This is a genomic window from Pseudomonas nitroreducens TX1, from assembly GCF_000313755.1.
Taxonomy (GTDB): Bacteria; Pseudomonadota; Gammaproteobacteria; order Pseudomonadales; family Pseudomonadaceae; genus Pseudomonas; species Pseudomonas nitroreducens_A.
The window spans coordinates 1-20864 of the sequence record NZ_AMZB01000057.1 but is presented as its reverse complement, the minus strand read 5'-3'; the positions used below and the strand labels follow the sequence as shown (position 1 = coordinate 20864).

Below are 20864 nucleotides of genomic sequence, written 5' to 3'. Positions count from 1 at the left end.
CGGCGACCAGTACCTGTGGGACGACTTCGCCTATGCCACCCGCGACGGCCTGATCGGCGAGGTGCGTTTCGTCGAGGACGCGGAAGCGGCCAAGGCGCGCGGTGTGGAAGGGCGCTTCGCCGAGATCGAGTTCGACTTCCAGTTGCAGCAGGCGGTCAGCTCTGAAGCGGAAGACCGCAGCAACCGTCCTCGCGCTTTGCAACAGTCCTGATGCTCGCTCCTACGAAGAGCCCAGGAAAGACTGCGTCCGAACCACATGCCAAGCCTGCTATCAGCCGCGTCGCTCGCGATGCATCAGCCAGAGGAAGTACGGGCAGCCGATGAAGGCCGCCAGCAATCCCGCCGACACCGGCCACGGATAGGCGATATTCCGCCCCAGCCAGTCCGCCACCAGCATGATCAGCGCCCCGGCCACCGCGCTCAGCAGCACTTGCGGGGCGGCGCGGCGTACGCCGAGGTGGCGGGCGATGTGCGGGCCGATCAGGCCGACGAAGCTCAGCGGGCCGACGATGATGGTCGCGGTGGCCGTGAGCACGGCGGCTGTCAGCAGGATGGTCAGGTGGCTCAATCGCAGCCTCAGCCCCAACGCGGTCGCCGTGCCATTGCCCAGCGTCAGCAGGTCCAGCGGGCGTGCCAGCAGCAGGCTGACACCAATCATCACCGCGCCGACCAGCAGTCCGGTGGTCGCCGACAGCCCATCCACCTGGTAGGTCGAGCCGGTCATCCAGCTCATCATCGCCGTCATGCGCGGATCGCCGCTGGCCAGCAGCAGGGTGCTCAGCGAGTGCAGCAGAGTGGTCAGGCACACGCCGGTGAGCAGCAGGCGCTCGGCATTGAAGGTCTTGCGCCAGGCGAACCACAGCAGCAGCCCGAGGGTGAGCAATGCGCCGATGCTGGCGGCCGGGACCATGTAGGCCTGCGGCTGCGGCATCACCAGGAACAGCACCAGCACGGCGATCGCCGAGCCGGAGGTGGCGCCCAGCACTTCCGGGCTGGCCATGGGGTTGCCGGTCAGGCGTTGCACCAGCAGGCCGGCCACGGCGAGCATGGCGCCGGCAGCCAATGAGCCGAGCACGCGCGGCAAGCGCCATTGCACGATGGCGTCGCTCAGGCCTGCGTCGCCCCAGTGCCAGCCGTTGGCATCCACCGCGAAGTAGATGGCCGGCAATGTCAGCAGGCCCAGCAATATCGCTGCACCGATGATCAACCGCCAAGGATGCTCGCGCTGCGGCTTGGCCGCTCCCGGGCGTGGGACAATGCCGCCGCTGCGCTGGCGGCTGAGCAGCCACAGCAGCAGCGGCACGCTGAAGACGCCGGTGAGGATGCCGGCGGGAATCTCGCCGGCGAAGCGAGACAGTTCGCGGGCGATCTGGTCCACCCCGCAGAGCAGTGCGGCACCCAGCAGCGGCGCCCAGATCAGCCGCTGCCTGAGCGTGCGCGCTCCGCACAACCGGGCAATGGCCGGCGCGGCCAGGCCGACGAAAGCCAGCATGCCCACGGCGCTGGTGACGAACGCGCTCAACGCCACGGCCACGGCCAGGCCCATGACGCGCGTGCGCAGCAGGTTCACGCCCACTGCCGCCGCGCCCTCATCCTCCAGCCCCAGTGCAGCCAGCGGGCGCGCCATCAGCATTGCGATGACCATGGCCACCGCCAGGCGGGGCGCCAGATAAAGCACGCCGTCCCAGCCGCTCTGGTTCAACGAGCCGGCCTGCCAGAGCAGCAGGTCGATCAGGTAATCGTGGTTGAACAGCACCAGCAGCGCGTTGAGCGATACGCAGTACAGGCTGATCACCATGCCGGCAAGGATGAAGCGCAAAGGCGACAGGGTGCGACCCCAGGCAAACGCGAACAGCAGGCAGGCGGCCAGCGCCGCGCCGGTCAGGGTCACGGCCTCCAGGCCGTGCACCAGCAGGGCAGGGGCGAAGATGGTCGCGGCAGAGAGGGCCAGGTTGGCGCCGGCCGAAACCCCCAGCGTCACCGGTTCCGCCAGCGGGTTGCGGAGGATCTGCTGGAACAGCGTGCCGGCCAGGGCCAGTGCGGCGCCGGCCATCAGGCTGACCGCCAGGCGCGGGAAGAAGCTGAAGTGCAGCAGTACCTGGCGCACGTCGTCCAGGTCCGGCGACCACAGCGCCTGCCACCAGAGGTCGCGGGGCAGGGCACCCTGCAGGCCATGGAACACCAGCAGGCCAGCCAGAAGCGCCAGTACCAGTGTCCAGAGCGCCGGGCCCAGCAGCAGGCCGCTACGCGGGGCGGTGAGACCGAGGGTCGATTCAGACATCGGCGAGCTCCGTGGCGCTGTCCAGGTAGGCGGCGATGCGCTCGGCCAGGTCCAGCACCGAAGCGGCGCCGGCGTAGGGGTAGAAGCGTTGCAGCGTCAGGGTGTGGCCGCGGCGTACGGCGGGCAGGTTGGCCCACAGGTCGTTGGGCTGCCGCAGGCTCTGCAGGCGCGCCGAGGTGGTGGGGATGTCGACGTAGACCAGGTGCGCATCCGCGCGCTCGGCCAGCCGCTCGATGCTGACCATGGCCAGCCCCACCGGGCCGACCGGCCCCTGCCAGGCATTCTCGACGCCGAGGCGGTCGAGCACGTCCTGCACCATGCTGTTCCTGCCGTAGACCGCAGCGTGACGGCCGTCCTGGTTGAGTACGGCGACACACACGGGGGGCAGGTGGCGGTGAGCCAGCTTCGCCCGCAGCTCTGCCAGACGCAGTTCGCCCGCGGCGATGTAGTCGGTAGCGACCTGCTCGATGCCCAGCCGCCGCGCCAGGTCGCTCATGAAGTCGGTAGTGGCTTTCCAGGCGCCCTCGGGAGCGGGATAGATCGCGACTTTCTCGGTGGGGGCAATGCCGTTGAGCCGCCGCTGCAAGGTCGGGGTCATCGGATCGCTGAGGATCAGTTGCGGTTGCAGTTGTTGGATCAGTTCGAGGTTCGGTTCCCAATAAGGCCCCACGTCGCGCACGCTTTCCGGTAGCGCCTTGGTGGGCATGCGCGCCCGGTAGTAGCGGTCGTCGGAGATCGCCAGCGGCGGCACGCCCAGGGTCAGCAGCGTCTCGGCGGCCACCCAGTTGAGCGCGACGATCCGCGTCAGGCGTTCGCCGGCGAACACCGGCAGGCCGGACGCGCAGGCCAGCCCGCCGATGGCGAGCCCCTGCAGCAGATGGCGACGGGTGAGGGACATGCACTACTCCTCGCTTGAAACAACAGTCTTCTGAAACAACAGTCTTCTGAAACAAGAAAGGCCCCCTGCGCACAGGGAGCCCGGAAAGAGCGCGTGGAGGCGACGCGAGCCGCCTCCACGAGTGCCTTACCAGCTGTACTTCACGCTGGTCATGACGGTCCGGCGCAGGCCCGGGTAGCAGGAGATCGGGCTGTCGCAGGTCGCGGCATATTCCTCGTCCAGCAGGTTCTGGGCGTTCACCGAGAGGGTCACGTTCTTGTTCAGCGGGTAGCTCACGCCGGCGTCGAACAGGGTGTAGTTGTCGACGTGGTAGGTGTTGGCGTTGTTGCCGTAGAGCGAGCCGGTGTAGCGCACGCCGCCGCCGATGGAGAGGCCGTCGACCGCACCTTCGTGGAAGGTGTAGTTCAGCCAGCCGTTGGCCATGTGCTCGGGCACGTTGGCCGGGCGGTTGCCTTCGTTGGCGTCGTTGCTCTTGGTGATCTTGGCCTTGGTGTAGGTGTACGAGGCCAGCAGGTCCCAGTTCTGGTCCAGCTTGGCTTTCAGCTCGGCCTCGATGCCGCGCGAGCGCTGTTCGCCGGTGGCCTCGCTGAAGCCGGTGGGCACGCCGTTGGCGTTCAGCTGGTTGGTGAGGATGTTTTCCTTGGTCAGCTCGTAGGCGGCCAGGGTGATCAGCAGGGTTTCGTCCGGCTGGAACTTCACGCCCGCTTCGTACTGGTGCGCTTCGCTGGCCTTGAAGGCGCTGCCGTCGGAGCTGATGCCGGTGTTGGGCACGAAGGACTCGGAGTAGCTGACGTAGGGCGCCAGGCCGAAGTCGGTCAGGTAGGTCAGGCCGACCCGGCCGGTGAAGGCGTTGTCCTTCTGCATGCTGTGGGCGCCGACGTGGTTGTCCAGGTCGTTGCGCACATAGTCGTAGCGGCCGCCGGCGGTGAGAATCCAGTGGTCGTCGAACTTGACTTGGTCCTGCAGGTAGGCGCCGATCTGCTCGATGTTCTGGTCGTAGTCGATGGACTGGATGCTGTTGCCCTTGTTCGGACGCGGCACGCTCTGGCCGTAGACCGGGTTATCCAGGTTCAGCGACGGGCCTAGGGTACGCCAGCGGGCGACATTGGCGTCCTGCCAGCTGTAGTCCGCGCCCATCAGCAGGGTGTGCTTGATGGCGCCGGTGTCGAAGTTGGCCTGCAACTGGTTGTCCAGGTTGAAGGTGTCCATGTGCTGGTCGAAGCGATCCGCCGTGCGGATGATGTTCCGACCGACCTGCAGTTGCGGCAGCAGGTTGTTGAAGATCAGGTCGACCTGGCCGTAGCGAGCGTTCTGGCGGAATTCCCAGGTGTCGTTCAGGCGGTGGCGAAACTCGTAGCCCAGGGTGTACTGGTCCTGGTCGAAGTGGTTGTAGTTGTGGTCGCCCAGCAGCGTGCCGGTGGGGTGGCCGTTGACGCTGTAGTCGAAGATCGAGCCGGAGTTACGGTCGCGCAGGAAGTCGGTGAGGATCGTCAGGCTGGTGTCTTCGTCCGGCGCCCAGGTGAAGGACGGGGCGATGTAGTAGCGGTTGTCCTCGACCTCGTGGCCATCGTCGTATTCGGCCTGGGTGTTCGAGTCGCGGGCCAGGCCCACCACGCGGTAGAGGAACTGGTTCTGCTCGTCCAGCGCGCCGCCGAGGTCGAACTGGCCCTGCTTGCGGTCATGGTTGCCGCCGGTCAGCTGGACTTCGTTGACATGGTCGGCGGTGGGCTTCTTGCTCACACGGTTGACGATGCCGCCGGCGTCGCCCAGGCCGAACAGGCTGGAGGACGGGCCGCGGACCACGTCGATGCGCTCGAAGGCGTAGGGCTCGCTGCGAAAGAAGGCGTAGCTGTTGTTCTGCTGACGCAGGCCGTTGAGGTAGTCGCTGGTGGCCTGGGCGTTGAAGCCGCGGATGTACAGCCAGTCGAAACCCTTCGGGTCCAGGCCATAGGCTTCCACCTTGACGCCGGGCACGTAGCGCAGCGCTTCGGTCACGGTCTGCGCGCCCTGGGCGTCCATCTGCTTGCGGGTTATCACCGAGATCGACTGGGGGATTTCCAGCAGCGGGGTGTCGGTCTTGCTGCCGCTGTTGGAGGTGCGCGGCACGTAGCTGTCTTCGCCTTCGACCGCGCCGGTGATGACCTGGGCGGACATGTTCAGCGTGTCGCTGCTGGCGGAGTCGGCGCCCAGCAGGGTCACGCGGCTGCCTTCGACCTGGTACTTGATCCCGGAGCCCTGCAGCAGGCGCTCCAGCGCCTGGGTGGGCTCCATCTCACCGCGCACGCCGGGGGCGCGCAGGTTCTGCACCTGGCTCTGGTTGAAGACGATCTGCAGGTTCGACTGCGCGCCCAGGCTGGTCAGCGCGGAAGCCAGGGACTGGGCCGGGATGTCGATGCGAACCGGTGCGGCGTAAGCGGCGGTGGCAGTCAGGACCATCCCCAGGGTGGTGGCGCGGACGAGGCGGGCCAGGGGCTTCACCGGGTGCCGGGATTGCAGCGCAGTGCGGGTGCGACTCACTTGTTTAGCTCCTATGATCTTAATGCAGTTTCTAATAAGAATGATTCAGCTTGGTGTGGCAGGCCGGTGCAGGCACCGCGACAATCCGTTCGCTCTTTCTTCTGCTCGGTAATGACCGGTGGAAGGGCAGCCAGCCGCACCGCCCGGCGCTCAACCCATGGCTACGCCGGAGCCGCCATGAGGCGATGTGGCGCGGTGGTCCTCGATCTCCACTATCTGTCCGGCGTTCATGCGCAACAGGCGATCGGCGACATCGAAATAGCGGTCATCGTGGGAGATCACGATCAGCGTCTTGCCCTGGGCTCGTAGTTCGGGCAGCAGCTCGGTGTAGAAAATCCGGCGGAACTCCGGGTCCTGGTCTGCCGCCCACTCGTCGAACACCAGTACCGGGCGTTTCTCCAGCCAGGCCTGTACCAGGGCCAGGCGCTTGCGCTGGCCGGTCGAGAGGTCGGTGGTGGAGAATTCCTGGCCCTGCAGGCTGACCTTGTGGGCGATCTCCAGGCGCTCGAGGTAGCGGCCGGCTTCGGCTGGGATGTCCTGGCTGCCCTTGAGCAGGTCTTCGAAGAGGAAGTAGTCGGCGAAGATGGTGGTGAACAGCTGGCGGTAGTCATCGCGGTTGGCGTCGTTCACCGGCTGGCCGTTGAGCAGCAACTCGCCGCCGCGCGGGGCGTAGAGGCCGAGCAGCAGCTTGATCATGGTCGTCTTGCCACAACCGTTCTCACCGGCGATGAAAAGGATTTCGCCTCGACTGACCTTCAGGTTCAGCGGGCCGACGCCGAAGCCACGGACGCCGTCGTCGGTGGGGTAGTGGTAGACCAGCTCGCGCAGTTCGATGGACTGGAAGTCCAACGGCTTGCGACCGTCGTCGGCCAGCAGGAGGTTCGGCTCCGGCGACGAGAAACGCACCGAAAGCTCAGCAATGCGGCGGAACGCGACCTGGGCACGGGTCACCACCGGCAGCTGGCCGATCAGCCCCTCCAGCGGGCCCTTCATGTACAGCAGCACCAGAATGAAGCCGGACAGCGTCGCCTGGTCGGTGCTCGGCCACAGCGACTGGTAGGCCAGGGCCACGCCGATGACGATGAAGAACAGGGTCGAGCCGAAGCCCTTGGCGACATTGAACAGATTGATCGAGCGCAGCTGGATGTCGCAGATCTCGTCGGCGGTGCCCTGCAGGCGCTCGCTATAGTGCTGGAAGCGGCGCGGGCGACTGATGCGCAGCTCCTTGGCACCCTCGGCAATGGCGCGATAGTGCTTCTGCAGCTCGTCTTCCTTGTCCCGTGCCTCGAAGAAACCCTTGATGCCCTTGGCCCTCGCGACATATTGCACGGCGCTGCCGACGACAATGGCGATGGCGGTAGCGAGGAACATCGGTGGCGACAGCCAGGCCAGGTAACCCAGGCAGCCGAGCGTGGTGGTCAGCGCGACGGCGAGCGGTGCGAAGGCGAAGGCGAAGTCGCTGATGGTGTCGATGTCGTGGGTCAGCACCGGGATCAGCCGGTGGCTGCGGTAGCGCTCGATCTGCTCGATGGGTGCGGCGATGATCTTGCGGCCCAGGTCCTTGCGCAGACTGGCGATGACGTGCTGGCCGACATAGTTGGTGCCGCGGTCGGAGATGATCGAGCCGACCAGGGCTACGCCGCACAGGCCGGCGAAACCCATCAGCAGCGCGGCCGACATGCCGCCTTCGGAATGCAGGCCGTAATTGATGGTGGCAAGCAGCGCGGTAATCGCGGCACCGCCAAGAATCCCCAGCAGGGTAGCGAGGGCCAGCGGCAGCCAGTACGGCCGCAGCAACTTGAGCATTTCGCGGAAGGCGCTTGGAACGGGAGTCTGCATCGTCTTTTCCTGGACCCGACCTGTCGGAAAGCAGGTCGCACAACGGGACGAGACGGCGCGCGAATCAGCGGATCATCGGCAAATCCGAATCGTTGCTATCAAGACGAATGAGCGCGGGAAAAACTGAAGAGAATTTGCGAATTTTTCGCAAATAGGAAATTGCTAGCTGACAAGCGCTGGTGAGCGGTGCTTGCCGGTGACTGCACATTCCGCCGCATAGGATTTCGCGAGCAACCTCGCTCCTACAGCCCAGCCCTGGCCGCGAATACTCTTCGTAGGAGCGAGCGAGCTCGCGAACGGTTATGGCATTGGGGATTCCCGAGCCTGGCCGCGCAGAACTTTCCAGGAAGTTGACCTGCTCCAGCTTGGAGACGCGATCTAGAGCTGCGCGTAGCGGCTGGCGAGCACCATGCGGCCCTGGTTGTCCTTGTGCAGGTCCAGCGGCAGGACCTTGGGCAATGAGTCCACCAGCGCCTGGAGGTCGTCGGTGCGGTAGATGCCGCCGATGCGCATGGCGGCGACGGTGGCGTCCTCGAGGAACACCGGCTGCTTGAGATAGCGGTTGATCAGCGGGATGGCCGATTGCAGCGTCAGGTCGTCGATCACCAGCTTGCCCTCGAGCCAGGCAATGGCGCCGGCGGGCGCGACCTGGGCCAGTTCGATGCGCTGGCTGCCCTGGCTGTAGCGCGCCTGCATGCCCGGCGTGAGCTGGGCGCTGTTGCCATCGACGCTGTCGGGCGGGCTGACCACCACCGAGCCTTCGAGCAGGGTGACCAGCATCTGTTGTGGGTCGGTCCAGACGTTGAAGCGCGTTCCGGTGACGCGCACGCTGCCGTTGTCGGTATAGACCGAGAAGGGCTGCAGGGTGTCGTGGGTGACCTGGAAGTAGGCTTCGCCACCGCTTTTCAGCCAGGCGCTGCGGCGGTCGCGGAAGTTGGCGAAGAAAAGCTGCGAGTGGCTGTTGAGTTCGACTTTCGAGCCATCGGCCAGCTCCACCTCGCGTGCGCCAGGCTGCGCGGCGTAGTAGCCGACCTTCGAGGGCAGCAGCCCGGCGGACCAGCCGGCCGACCAGATCGCGCCGATGGCGACCAGCACGCCGGCCGCGATGGCGGCAATGCGCTCGCTGCTGCGCCGCCGGCGAGCGGTGCTGCGGGGGCGGCGTTCGTGCAGGGCTGCCGGAGCTGCGGGTTCCGGTGCGTTTCGTGCGGTCCGCGGCAGCAGTGCCGAAAGTTGCCAGATGTCCAGCATGGCCTGGTATTCCTCCCCGTGCCGCGAGTCGAGCGCGAGCCATTGGGCGAACTCGGCGCGGTCGGCATCGCTGCACTCTTCGTCGTGCAGACGCGCGCACCAGTGCGCAGCTTCGGCGCTGATGCGGTCATCGTCGAACGGGGAAGGGGAGCTGGTCATGGGGCATCTCGGTAAGGCCGTTGGCGGCCGATATCACACTTTCTTTTCGCGTTGATGCGACTGATTATAAATAAGCCCGACTCGCACTGTCAGCAGGCGGCTGCAGCCTCGACGGTTTTTCGTGGGATGCCCGACGAGGTGGAAAGCGCGTTCATCGGCGCACAAGGAACTCGCTCTCTACCGCAGCCTTGGCGAACTGCCGGAGGGCTGTCGAGATCAGGCGCGCCATGGGCATCCTTGCCGGCAGTGCCTGAAGGCCTGGGGCGGACACAAGCGCACGCTGTCCTGGATCGACCCCGCCGCTCCAATCCGTCCCATGAGCTGGGCGCCCCATCGCGGACGGGGCCCGCTCCATGTTGATCCGGTTTACCTCGGTAGACGTGCAAGCGCGGCCAGTATTTAGTCCCGCGCGGGTCGCGCACGATTTCCCCTGGCCGACTTCCATCCGCCATCTGGAAATTTTCATGACTTAGTGAGAATCATTCTAAATTTCCCACAGCCTGTCTCGTCTCTCCAGATAACGCGCTATCGACAGCGCAAATCATGGGCGACACGCAGGATCGAGTGCCGGCCGCCACGCGGCGGGGTGCTCCTGGCAGGGCTGAGCAGTAAGCCGCCGACTCCCGCGTGGTCACGCCCCACGGCCATCGCGACACAGGACATTGGCACCATGACCCAGATGATCACCCCGACCTACGACGTGCTCGGCATCGGTTTCGGCCCCTCCAACCTGGCGCTGGCGATCGCCCTGCAGGAGCAGGCGCGACGCGAGGGTCGCCACTACCACGCACTGTTCCTCGACAAGCAGGCCGACTACCGCTGGCACGGCAACACCCTGGTGGCGCAGAGCGAGCTGCAGATTTCCTTCCTCAAGGACCTGGTGACCCTGCGCAACCCCACCAGCCCCTACAGCTTCGTCAACTACCTGCACGCCATGGGTCGGCTGATCGACTTTACCAACCTGGGCACCTTCTACCCGTGCCGAATGGAGTACAACGACTACCTGCGCTGGGTCAGCGATCAGTTCGCCGAGCAGCGCGTCTGCGGCGAGACCGTCAGCCGCGTCGAACCGGTGCAGGGGCCGGATGGCATCGAACTGGTGAAGGTCATCTCCAGCGATGCCCGCGGCCACGAGCGCTTCCGCCTGGCGCGCAGCGTGGTAGTGAGTACCGGGGGAACACCGCGCTTCCCGTCGGCCTTCAACCACCTGCGCGAAGACCCGCGCGTGTTCCACCACGCCCGTTACCTGGAGTGCATGGCCAAGCAGCGCTGCAACCAGAACGAGCCGATGCGCATCGCGGTGATCGGCGGCGGCCAGAGCGCGGCCGAAGCCTTCATCGACCTGAACGACAGCTTCCCTTCGGTGAAGGTCGACATGGTTCTGCGCGCGGCGGTGCTCAAGCCGGCCGACGACAGCCCCTTCGTCAACGAGATCTTCGCCCCGCGCTACACCGACCTGGTGTTCAACGAGCCCAAGGCCGAGCGCGAGAAACTGATCCAGGAGTTCCACAACACCAACTACTCGGTGGTGGACCTGGACCTGATCGAGCGAATCTACGGCATCTTCTACCGGCAGAAGGTGGCCGGCGTCGACCGCCACGCTTTCCTCTGCCGGCGCACTGTGGAGGCGGCCAAGGCCGACGCCGAAGGCATCGAACTGACCCTGCGCGACAGCGCCACCGGCGCCGTGGAAACCCATCGCTACGACGCGGTGATCCTCGCCACCGGCTACGAGCGCAAGTCGCACCGCGAACTGCTCGCACCGCTGCAGGACTACCTGGGCGACTTCGAAGTGGGCCGCGATTACCGCGTACTGGCCGACGAGCGCCTGCACGCCGGCATCTACCTGCAAGGCTTCACCCAGGACAGCCATGGCCTGAGCGACACGCTGCTGTCGGTGCTGCCGATGCGCGCGCAGGAAATCGCCGCCTCGATGTTCGAACACCTGCCGCCGCACGAGACCGCGCATAAGCCGACGCGCCCGCTGACTGCGGAAAGCGCGTGATCCGCAGGCCCGCAATCGATTTCCGGGCCGACTAAATTTCCGCCGACCCTGCTCGTCAAACGGGCGGGGTCGTTGCATTCACGAAAGGGAACCCACCATGACGCCCAGCTTCTCGCTTCCATTGCCTGACGGCCGCACGCTCTCCACCGACCGGGGCACCCAAGGCCTGACCCTGCTGCTCGACGGCCAGCCGCTGCTCAGCGCGCAGCTTGAAGGCGAGTGCTGGCAACTGAGCTCCGCCCCGTCCGTGGAGGCGCTGTGGGCGCTGGCCTACTGGACCTTCGCAGGCGATGTACAGAGCGAGCGCGTGCAGTTCGCCGCCGCCAGCGTGCCCGCCGAGGCGCTCGCGAAAGGCCTGGTGAGCCGAGATGAAGTCGGCGGACGCCTGCAGATCGAGCGTACGGCCTTCTGGCAACTGGGGGCTGCCTGGCACAAGGGCGCGACCAGCGCCAACTACCCGCAGGTCTACCGCATGAGCAACGGGCGTCGTCATCCGTTGCGCGCGCCCAAACCGCAGGGCGAGGTCTATCGGCGCTTCGACGCCAGGCTGGGGCAGTGGATTTCCCTGCGCACCCTGGATATCGAACTGGACCTGGAGCGCTTCAGCCGCTGGCAGAACAGCCCGCGCGTGCTGGAGTTCTGGCAGGAAGGCGGCACCCTGGAGCAGCATCGCGCCTATCTGGAAAAAGGCGCCGCCGACCCGCACACCACTGCCCTGATCGGCTGCATCGACGACGAACCCTTCGCCTACTACGAAGCCTACTGGGCCAAGGAAGACCGCATCGCGCCGTTCTATGAGGTGGACGACTACGACCGTGGCATCCACATGCTGGTGGGCGAGGACAGCCATCGCGGTCCGCACAAGGTGGAAAGCTGGATGACCGCCCTGGTGCACTACCTGCTGCTGGACGACCCCCGCACCCGGCGCATCGTCGCCGAGCCGCGCGCGGACAATGCGAAGATGATCGGCCACATGCAGCGCCTGGGTTTCTGGCGCGAGAAGGAGTTCAACTTCCCGCACAAGCGCGCCGCGCTGATGGTGCAGAGCCGGGAAACCTTCTTCGAGCGTTGCAGCCTGTGCTGACAGCGGCTCGCCGCGTGAGCGAGGGCTGCCGGTGATCGCAGCCCTCGCGCCGCTGTATTTCGGCGAGTTCGCCAGCTACCGCGAGGTGCTGGTGACCCGCGACGATCCCCGTCCCGCTGTCTCGGCGCGCGCCTTGCTTGAGCGGGAAATGCTCGACAGCGTGCTGCGCCGCTTCGACCCGCCCCACGCCGATGGCGACCGGCGCGCGCTGGCTTCGCAGTGGTCCAAGTGGTACCTGGTACGCCTCATTCCGCCGGTGGTGGCTGCCGCGCTCGTACTCGGTCGCACTCTGCCGTTGGCGCTCGATGACGTGGAGGTGGTACTGGACGCCCAAGGCATTCCCCAGGCGTTCAAGTTAACGGGGGAGGGCGGGCCTTTCGCCGCGCCGCCGGACGACCCGTTCCAGCGCTTTGCCCATCTGCTGGAAGATCATCTGCAACCCTTCGTGCAAGCACTGGCCGCTGAGGTGCGCCTGTCGCCCAAGGTGCTCTGGAGCAACGCCGGCAACTACTTCGAGTGGTTCATCGGCGAGATGGCCAGGCTGCCGCCGCTGGCCCCGATGCTCGGCCACGGCCGCGAGCTACTGGAGACCGAGCGCCGTCCGGACGGCATGCGCAATCCGCTGTACAAGCCGGTCCAGTATGTCGAGGTATCGTGCGAGCAGCGCCCGGACGGGCTCTGGCGGCAGCGCCGGACGTGCTGCATACGCTACCGGCTGGGCAGCATCGGACACTGCGACAACTGCCCGCTGATCGATGAGCCGCCGGCCCAGCTGAGCGACCTTTAACCCCCCAGTCTGTGGAAGCTTTGTCCGCGAGCAAGCTCGCTCCTACAGGTTTACCCGGGCGCCGGCAGGAGCGAGCTTGCTCGCGAACCCGTACGGCACATCGTCTCCGGGTGCGGGAAAGCTTGGCGCGAGGCAGACACATCGCGGACGCTGCTGTGGATTCGCAGGTTGATTCCGCGTTCAGTAACTCAACGCAAATAACTGATGGGCGACCCGTCGACCGGATTGCTCAGCACACCCATGGGAATGCCGTAGATGTCTTCCAGCGTTTCGCCGCGCATCAGCTCGGCCGGCGTGCCCTGGGCCAGCAGGCGACCGCCGTGCAGGGCGATGAGGTGGTCGCAGTAGCGCGCCGCCATGTTGATGTCATGCAGCACCACCAGCACGCCCAGGCCGAGCTCGCGGCTGAGCTCGTGGACGCGGGAAAGCACTTCCACCTGGTGGGCGATGTCCAGCGCCGAAGTCGGTTCGTCCAGCAGCAGGTAGCGGCTGTTCTGCGCCAGCAGCATGGCCAGCCAGACGCGCTGGCGTTCGCCACCGGAGAGCAGGTCCACCGGGCGCCCGGCGAAGGCGAGGGTGTCGGTGAGGTCCAGCGCGCGGTCGATCTGCTGACGGTCGTCGCCGGTGAAACGGCCGAGAGCGCCGTGCCAGGGATAACGGCCGAAGGCGACCAGCTCGCGTACGGTCAGGCCGTCGGTCTGCGGCAACTGCTGCGGCAGGTACGCCACCTGGCGCGCGAAGTCGCGGTTGCCCCAGTCCTGCAGCGGCTTGCCGTCCAGGCGGATGCTGCCGCCGCTGGCCTGCTGCTGGCGAGCCAGGAGCTTGAGCAGGGTCGATTTGCCCGAACCGTTGTGGCCGATCAGGCCGATCATGTTGCCGTCCGCCAGTTGCAGGCTCAGCGGTTGCAGGAGGGTGCGACCGGGGACGCTGAAACTGACATTTTCCAGTTCGAACATGGGGTCATCCGTAGGGGAGGCGTGGCCGGAAAAAGCGGGAGACCGACTCTAATCCAATTGCTAATGGTTATCAATTTTCCCAGGCCTGGCGGAACCGCCGTATGGGTTGCCTGTCACTGTCGCAAACCGCTTATGATTCAACGTCGTACATGATCTGGTAGGACCCATGGAGTCTGCTGTCGAACGCTACAAGCGGCTGGTTGCCGAAGCCCTTGCGCGTTATTTCCCCCGTACCACCCAATACCTGCGCGACGAGCGCGAAGCGGCGCAACCCAAACCAGGGGCGCGCGGCAAGGCGAAGGGCAAGGCCAGGGCGCCGGCCAAGCGTACTGCCAAGGCCAGGAAGGACGACGACTCGCCTGCGTCCAAACGCCCGCGCGCCCCGGCTGCCGCCGGCATCTACGGCAGCGCCAGCGCGCCGGACGAGCAGCACGCCCTCGACATGCGCCAGCGCGTGGCCCAGGCCGCTGCCCACGGGATCGTCAGCCTGCCATCGGACGAGCAGTGGGCGATGATCCTTGCGCCCGAGCCGCTGACCCGAATCTTCGCCGGCGCCGGCTCCGGCAAGTCCACCACCCTGGTGCTGCGGGTGGTCTACATGCTCTGCCATCTGGGGATAGACGCCGAGAAGGTGACGGTGATTTCCTTCACCAACGCTTCCTGCGCGCAACTGCGCGAGCAACTGGTGAAAGTCCTCGGCTACTGGGGCCATGCGTTCGATGCGGCGCAGGCGCGGCAGTGCGTGCGCACCTTTCACTCGGCAATGGGCACGCTTGCAAAGGTCGCGCTGAAGAATCCGCGCTGGTTCGAACAGTTGGACGAGCGCGCCCCAGCCGATGAACTGGACAACCCCTTGCTCGCCGGCCGCCTGCGCCCGGTGCAGCAACGATTGCTCAAGCAGGTCTACCACCAGTGCTACGCCGAGCAGGCGCCGTTCCGCGTGCTGGTGCACCAATTGCTGCAGCTGCCGCCACCGCCTGAAGCCGGCGAAGACGGCAAGCCGCCGCGCATCGGCAAGGCGCCGCTGGATGCCTTCAAGCTCTCGGGCGAGTTCACCCCGCTGCCGCTGTTCGAGGCTTTCCATGCCCAGTCCGGCTTCATCGAGAGCATCGGCCTGCGCATCGACCGGCTGCAGCCGAACAAGCTCGCCTGCCCCCCGCGCGAGCGCCAGTTCGTCCAGGCGCTGCAACTGTTCTGGGCGGCCTTCGATGCCGCATTGCAGGAGCAGGGCCTGCTGACCTTCAACCGGGCCTTCCAGCGCCTGACCGACCTGCTTGGCGACGGCAAGCTGCCGGCCGAGGCCCTGGCACCCTTCCAGCACCTGCTGATCGACGAGTTCCAGGACGTGTCGCCGCAGATCGTATTGTGGCTGCAGGCGCTGCACCGCGATCTGGCCAAGCGCGGCGAGGCGGTCAGCCTGATGGCCATCGGCGATGACTGGCAGTCCATCTATGCCTGGCGCGGCAGCTCGCCGGAACTGTTCATGGACTTCGACCGGCATTTTCCCAGCAAGGGGCGGCGCAAGAGCCGCGTGCTGCTGCTGGAAACCAACTACCGCAGCATCGACCCGGTGATTCGTGACGGTGAGCGTGTGCTGGTGGGCGTGGCCAACAAGCAGGCCAAGACCTGTCGTGCCTTCAAGTCGGCGGAGGCGGGCGACCACGGGGTGAAGCTGGTGCAGCGCTTCGATGCGCGCAAGAACCTGCCGATCCTGCTGGAGGAGGTCCGCAGGCAGTGCGAGCACGTCGCCGCGCACGGATCGAAGGAGAAGACCGCCGTGCTGCTGCTCAGCCGGCGCAACGAAATCCTGCAGACCATTCTCGGCGAACTGGACCGTAAGCTGCCGGTGAAGGGCATGACCATACACCGCGCCAAGGGCCTGCAGGCGGAAGTGGCGATCATCCTCGACGACTGCGCGCCACCGGAAAAACACCCGCTGCGCAGTGCGTTGTATGCGGCTTGCGGCTTCTTCGCCAGCAGCTACGACCAGGCCCAGCAGGACGAGCAGCTGCGCCTGGCCTACGTGGCGATCACCCGAGGCGTGAGCCGGGTCTTCTGGTTCACCCGCAAGGCCCAGGGGCCGACGGCGATCCTGGCGATGCGGCGCAGCGTGGAATCTGCGCCGGCGTGAGGTTCAATCGTCGCGGGTGAGGACTTCCAGCAGTTCGATCTCGAACAGCAGGTTGGAGTTGGGCTGGATGTGTGCGCCCACCTGGCGCTCGCCGTAGGCCAGGTGCGCGGGCACGAACAGCTTGCGCTTGCCGCCGACCTTCATGCCCATCAGGCCGATGTCCCAGCCCTTGATCACCCGACCGGTGCCGATCACGCACTGGAAGGGGCGGCCCTTGTCGTAGGACGAGTCGAAGACGGTGCCATCTTCCAGGGTGCCCTTGTACTGGGTGGTGATCAGGGCGCCCTTGACCACGGTCTTGCCGTCGCCCACGACGATATCTTCGATCTGCAGTTCGCTGCTCATGGCGTCCTCCATTGCTGCGGGTGCGGCACGAGCGCCGCGCGGGCGTGCGTTTTCGCAGGAAAGCCCAGCCTTTGCAAGCTGCCGCAGTGATCAGCCCAGGGCCATTTCGCCGAGAATCCATTCGCGGAAGGCCTTGATCCGCGGTTCGTCCGCACTGGCCAGTGGATAGACCAGGTTGTAGGCGTAGTCCTCGGCGACTTGCACGCCCAGGTCGAACGGCTGCACCAGCAGGCCCTGTTCCAGCTCGCGGGCGACCATGGCGTGATCGGCCAGCCCGACTGCGCCGCCTTCGAGCACCGCCTGCACCACGTGGCTGGTGTCCTCGAAGGTAACGCAGCCGCTGGCGTCGAAGTCCTCCACGCCGGCTGCCGCCATCCAGCGCGACCAGTCCGGCCAGGGTGCGCCCTCGGTTTCGCAGACCACGTGACACAAGGTGTGGGCCTTCAAGTCGCGCGGCTCGCGCAGGGGCGGGCCGTCTTCCAGCAGGCTCGGGCAGCACACCGGGATTATCTGGGTATCGAACAGGCGCTCGGCCTGCAGACCGGGGTAGCGCCCGCTGCCGAAGCGGATGGCGAGGTCGATATCGTCGACGGCGAAGTCGCGCAGTTCGTCGCTGACGTCGAAGCTGAGTTTCAGCCCTGGATGCAGCGCGCGGAACTGCGGCAGGCGCGGCAGCAGCCAGTGGGTGGCGAAGCGCGCGGTGAGCGAGACCCGGAGTTGTTCCGAGGTGCGCGCCAGTCGCCGCGCCCGCACGGTGGCACGGTGCAGCAGGCCGAGGGATTCCGCCGCCGCCTCCAGCAGTAGCGCGCCCGCCGGAGTCAGCTGGATGCTGCGGCTGGTGCGCACGAACAGGCCGAGGCCGAGCTGGTCTTCCAGCTCCTTGATCTGGTGGCTGACCGCCGCCGGCGTGAGGCCGACTTCTTCCGCGGCGCGGGTGAAGTTCAGGTGGCGGCCGGCGGCCTCGAAGGTGCGCAGCGAGCGGATGCCGGGAAAGGAACGGCTCATCGATCTTCAAATCCTGCTTGATGATCCGTCGAGAAATACTCGTTTCTCCAGGCTTCGTCAAAGGTCGATAGTGGGATCACCTTGAAGATCCCCCAGAAAACAGTCGAGCAGAGGAAGCCAACCCCATGTCCGCCGCCATTCACCCCCATATCACCCAACGCAATGCCCAACCCGCCAGCGCCGACGACCTGGCGCCCCTGGCCTTCGCAGGCTACGCGCACTTCACCGCCATGCAGGTGCGCGGCGGCGGTATCCGTGGGCTGGACCTGCATCTGCAGCGCCTGCGCAATGCCTCGCAGCGGCTGTTCGGCCAGAGCCATGCCGACGAGGAAATCCGCGCGGCGTTGCGCGCCGCCCTGGAGCAGGCGCCGGACGATACTTCGCTGATGGCGACGGTGTACTCGCCTGCCGGGGAATTCACCGTCGCCGGTCCCGAGCACCGGCCCGAGTTGCTGGTGCGCACCGCGCCGCCATCGGATGGGCCGCTGGGGCCGCTGTCGCTGGCCATTGTCGGGCACGAGCGGGTGCTGGCGGAGATCAAGCACGTCGGCGAGATCGCCAAGACCTGGTACCTGCGCGAAGCGGTGGCCGGCGGTTTCGACGATGCGGTGTTCACCGACCACCGTGGCCGCTTCAGCGAGGCGACCATCTGGAACCTGGCGTTCTGGGATGGCGAAACGGTGATCTGGCCGCGGGCGAAGATGCTCACCGGCACCACCATGGGCATTCTCCAGCGGCAACTGGAACAGCTGGGCGTGCGCCAGGTCACGCGTGCCATCGACCTTCAGGACCTGCCCGGCCTGAGCGGCGCGGTGGTGATGAACTCCTGGACGCCGGCAGTACCGGTGAACCGCATCGGTGACGTGGAAATCCCCTCTGCGCCGGAATTCGTCGAGCTGCTGCGCCATGCCTTCGAGGCGGAGCCTCGCGTGAAGCCCTGAGGTTGGGTGGTTCGCGAGCAAGCTCGCTCCTACAAAAAGCCGCGTGCTTGACCCTGTAGGAGCGAGCTTGCTCGCGAACATAAGGTCAATCCAGATGCGCAGCGAAGCCAGTGGCGCCCTGATTGATCTCTTCCCGCAAGGTCAGCGCGGGAATCTCGTAGTCGCCGCCATTCTGCCGGCGGAAGGGAATGGGTGGGGTGGTCTGGAGGGTGTCCAGTCGCTCGCCCAGTTCCCGCTCGATCTGCGCGTAGCGCTCGGCATCCACGCGGCTGGTGCGATAGACCAGGTAGGGCGGCAGGACCTCGAAACCGGGGTAGTGCAGCACACCGTGGTGGATCGGGAACAGCAGGTCATCGATCGGCCCGTTGATGCCGCGCGCGCTGTAGTGCGACTCCCAGCCACCGGTGGTGACCACCAGCATGGCGCGCTTGCCGGCCAGGTTGCCTTCCCCGTAGCGGTCGCCCCAGCGGGCATCGGAGTGCTCGCCCACGCCATAGGCGAAACCGTAGGCGTAGACCCGTTCGACCCAGCCCTTGAGGATCGCCGGCATGCTGAACCACCACAGCGGGAACTGCAGGATCAGCGTGTCGGCCCAGCGCAGTTTTTCCTGTTCGGTGGCGATATCACTGCTCTGCCGGCCGGCGGCGTAGGCGAGCTTGGAGTCCAGCGATGGATCGAAACGCCCCTCGGGATCGCGGTCGAGGCTGTCGGACGCGTCCAGTGTGGCTTTCCAGTTCATCGCGTAGAGGTCGGATACCTGCACTTCATGGCCAGCGGCCTGCAGGCGGCGCACCGCGAAATCCTTCAGCGATCCATTGAGCGAGCGCGGTTCGGGGTGTGCATGGACAATCAGTACGTTCATGACGTTTCTCCTGCGAGCGGTGGGATGGACGCAGGATGCGTGTGAGCGAGATATAGTTGAAATGAATATCCAGTATTCCAGGCATATGAATGAATAATCTGCGCAGGCTCGACCTCAATCTGCTGGTGACCCTGGATGTGCTGCTCTCCGAGCACAACGTCACCCGTACGGCCGAACGGCTGAATTTCTCGCAGCCCTCGGTAAGCGTGCACCTGGCCAAGCTGCGCGACATCTTCGACGACCCGTTGCTGCTGCCTGGCCCGCGCGGCATGCGCCCGACGGCGCGGGCCGAATCCTTGCGCGAACCCTTGCGCATCGCCCTGGAGGCGCTGGAGCAGGCGGTGGCGCCCTCAGCGCCTTTCGACCCGGCCCAGGCGGACAACACCTGGCGCATCGCGGCGACGGACTACGGCGAATCGACCATCCTGCTGCCGGCCTTGAGCGCCATTCGCGGCAGCGCGCCGGGCACCCGCCTGGCCCTGCTGGAGCTCTCGCCGCTGCGCATCGCCCGGCAGGCGGAGCAGGGCGATATCGACCTGGCCTTCCATACCACCGAAGGCAGCCCGCCAGGCATGCGCCGCCGTACGCTGTTCAGCGAACGCTATGTGCTGGCCGGCCGCGCCGGGCACCCGAAGCTCAGGCGCAAGCCGAGCCTGGCGCAGTTCTGCCAGCTGGAGCATGTGATGGTGTCGCCCGATGGCGGCGGCTTCAGCGGCGTGACCGACGAAGTGCTGGCGGCGGTTGGCCTGAGCCGGCGCGTGGCCTTGTCGGTGCCGCATTTCCTCTTCGTCATTTCGGCGTTGGCCAGCAGCGACCTGGTGGCCATGGTGCCGGCGCGGCTGGTACGCAATAACCCGGCGTTGCGCGTGGTGGAGGCGCCGGTGGAAGTGCCGGGATACGAGATGTCGATGCTCTGGGACGAACGCTCGCACCGTGACCCGGCGCATCGGTGGTTGCGCGAGCAGATTGCGGCATCAGTCTGAGCGTTGATGCTTTGGTAGGAGCGAGCTTGCTCGCGAACCACCGCCCAGCACCGAAGTGGTCGGGGAGTTCGTGTTCGCGAGCAAGCTCGCTCCTACAGGTAGCTCCGGCGAAGTGCCGCGCTCTTCGGGAGGCGGCGCGTCAGGTCACTGGGTAAACCGCGTCCGCAACAGGTACTGCAGTGAAGCCTCCAGCGTCTGCCCATGACTCATGCCATCGAAGGCATGGAAACGGGCCTGCATGCCCGGCACCTTGGCGACATCTTCCACCAGTTGCTGGGCGGCGCGGGGCGCGCTGGGGGTGATGTCCTCGCGTGGCTTGAAGGGCTCCTTGCCGCCGCGCATCAGCAGCAGTTGCGCAGAGTGGCCGGCCAGCCGCTGGGCGAAGCCGTCCTGCTCCTTGAGGATGGCGCCGTCGCCCCACCACAGCGAAGGGCTGGCCGGAGCGTAGAAACTGAACTGTTGCGGCCGGGTGAGCAACGCGTGAAGCGTCAGCAGGCCGCCGTAGGAATGGCCCCAGAGCGTCTGCTGCGCACGGTCGATGGGCGCCTGCGCGGCCACCGCCGGCAGCATCCGGTCACGCATCAGGTCGAGGAAGGCGTCGGCGCCACCGCTGGGGTCGCCGGTGAGCGGGTCTTTCTGCTCCGCCAGCGGCGGGCGCGGCGGAGTGTAGTCGCGGGTGCGGCTCGCCCGGTCGATGCGCAGAGGCGTCTGGTAGCCGACGGCGACCAGCAGCGGGGCGCGGCCGTCGTTCAGGTCGGCCAGCAGTTGTTCGTCGAGTGCGCCGAGGGCGGCGTTACCGTCGAGCATCCATACCAGCGGGTAG

16 protein-coding genes and 1 pseudogene are annotated in these 20864 nt (G+C 66.4%); 7 read left to right on the top strand and 10 right to left on the bottom strand.

The window, feature by feature from the left end; genetic code table 11:
• Positions 1-211: pseudogene (locus tag C167_RS0101495) on the top strand (catechol 1,2-dioxygenase); the annotation flags it as partial.
• A 60-nt stretch (positions 212-271) separates the two neighbouring features.
• Here C167_RS0101495 and fhuB read toward each other — a convergent pair.
• The 5 genes from fhuB to C167_RS0101470 all read right to left on the bottom strand — a co-directional run bounded on the left by fhuB (position 272) and on the right by C167_RS0101470 (position 8942).
• The gene (gene fhuB, locus C167_RS0101490; RefSeq protein ID WP_017516510.1) at positions 272-2281 is read right to left on the bottom strand and encodes a Fe(3+)-hydroxamate ABC transporter permease FhuB; all 2010 of its coding nucleotides are present in this window, start codon (positions 2279-2281) and stop codon (positions 272-274) included.
• Positions 2274-3179 carry an ABC transporter substrate-binding protein gene (locus C167_RS0101485; RefSeq protein WP_017516509.1) on the bottom strand — a complete coding sequence of 302 codons (906 nt, stop codon included), beginning with the start codon at positions 3177-3179 and terminating at the stop codon, positions 2274-2276. The genes fhuB and C167_RS0101485 overlap by 8 nt, the downstream gene beginning before the upstream one ends.
• Before the next feature lie 126 nt (positions 3180-3305).
• On the bottom strand, positions 3306-5696 hold the full coding sequence (locus C167_RS0101480; RefSeq protein WP_017516508.1) for a TonB-dependent siderophore receptor: 2391 nt from the start codon (positions 5694-5696) through the stop codon (positions 3306-3308).
• A gap of 150 nt (positions 5697-5846) precedes the next feature.
• Complete coding sequence (locus C167_RS0101475) at positions 5847-7535, bottom strand: cyclic peptide export ABC transporter (RefSeq protein WP_017516507.1); 1689 nt, start codon at positions 7533-7535, stop codon at positions 5847-5849.
• A 378-nt stretch (positions 7536-7913) separates the two neighbouring features.
• Positions 7914-8942, bottom strand: a complete 1029-nt coding sequence (locus tag C167_RS0101470) for a FecR family protein (protein WP_017516506.1) — start codon at positions 8940-8942, stop codon at positions 7914-7916.
• Positions 8943-9612: 670 nt separating this feature from the next.
• On the opposite strand from C167_RS0101470, the gene C167_RS0101460 reads away from it, so the two are divergent.
• From C167_RS0101460 to fhuF, 3 genes are all read left to right on the top strand, one after another.
• Positions 9613-10947, top strand: coding sequence for a lysine N(6)-hydroxylase/L-ornithine N(5)-oxygenase family protein (locus C167_RS0101460; RefSeq protein WP_017516504.1), 1335 nt, complete (start codon positions 9613-9615; stop codon positions 10945-10947).
• Between the two features lie 97 nt (positions 10948-11044).
• A complete protein-coding gene (locus C167_RS0101455) occupies positions 11045-12031 on the top strand; it encodes a GNAT family N-acetyltransferase (RefSeq protein ID WP_017516503.1) in 987 nt (328 codons plus the stop codon).
• A gap of 31 nt (positions 12032-12062) precedes the next feature.
• On the top strand, positions 12063-12818 hold the full coding sequence (gene fhuF / locus C167_RS0101450) for a siderophore-iron reductase FhuF (protein ID WP_017516502.1): 756 nt from the start codon (positions 12063-12065) through the stop codon (positions 12816-12818).
• A 188-nt stretch (positions 12819-13006) separates the two neighbouring features.
• Here fhuF and C167_RS0101445 read toward each other — a convergent pair whose 3' ends face one another.
• A complete protein-coding gene (locus C167_RS0101445) occupies positions 13007-13774 on the bottom strand; it encodes an ATP-binding cassette domain-containing protein (protein ID WP_017516501.1) in 768 nt (255 codons plus the stop codon).
• A 166-nt stretch (positions 13775-13940) separates the two neighbouring features.
• Here C167_RS0101445 and C167_RS0101440 point away from each other — a divergent pair, with 166 nt between their 5' ends.
• Positions 13941-15905, top strand: coding sequence for a DEAD/DEAH box helicase (locus C167_RS0101440; protein ID WP_017516500.1), 1965 nt, complete (start codon positions 13941-13943; stop codon positions 15903-15905).
• 3 nt (positions 15906-15908) lie between these two features.
• Here C167_RS0101440 and C167_RS0101435 read toward each other — a convergent pair whose 3' ends face one another.
• Together C167_RS0101435 and gcvA are read right to left on the bottom strand one after the other, a co-directional pair.
• Positions 15909-16250: an FKBP-type peptidyl-prolyl cis-trans isomerase gene (locus C167_RS0101435; protein ID WP_017516499.1), complete on the bottom strand. Its 342-nt coding sequence runs from the start codon at positions 16248-16250 to the stop codon at positions 15909-15911.
• 90 nt (positions 16251-16340) lie between these two features.
• Positions 16341-17255: a transcriptional regulator GcvA gene (gene gcvA, locus C167_RS0101430; protein WP_017516498.1), complete on the bottom strand. Its 915-nt coding sequence runs from the start codon at positions 17253-17255 to the stop codon at positions 16341-16343.
• A 125-nt stretch (positions 17256-17380) separates the two neighbouring features.
• Between gcvA and C167_RS0101425 the strand changes: the two genes are divergently transcribed.
• Positions 17381-18196: an aminotransferase class IV family protein gene (locus tag C167_RS0101425; RefSeq protein WP_017516497.1), complete on the top strand. Its 816-nt coding sequence runs from the start codon at positions 17381-17383 to the stop codon at positions 18194-18196.
• 85 nt (positions 18197-18281) lie between these two features.
• On the opposite strand, the gene C167_RS0101420 is transcribed toward C167_RS0101425, so the two are convergent.
• A complete protein-coding gene (locus C167_RS0101420) occupies positions 18282-19058 on the bottom strand; it encodes an NAD(P)H-dependent oxidoreductase (RefSeq protein ID WP_017516496.1) in 777 nt (258 codons plus the stop codon).
• Positions 19059-19147: 89 nt separating this feature from the next.
• On the opposite strand from C167_RS0101420, the gene C167_RS0101415 reads away from it, so the two are divergent.
• A complete protein-coding gene (locus C167_RS0101415; RefSeq protein WP_017516495.1) occupies positions 19148-20041 on the top strand; it encodes a LysR family transcriptional regulator in 894 nt (297 codons plus the stop codon).
• 144 nt (positions 20042-20185) lie between these two features.
• On the opposite strand, the gene C167_RS0101410 is transcribed toward C167_RS0101415, so the two are convergent.
• Positions 20186-20864 (bottom strand): alpha/beta hydrolase (locus C167_RS0101410; protein ID WP_017516494.1); only part of this gene is annotated, 679 nt, incomplete at its 5' end.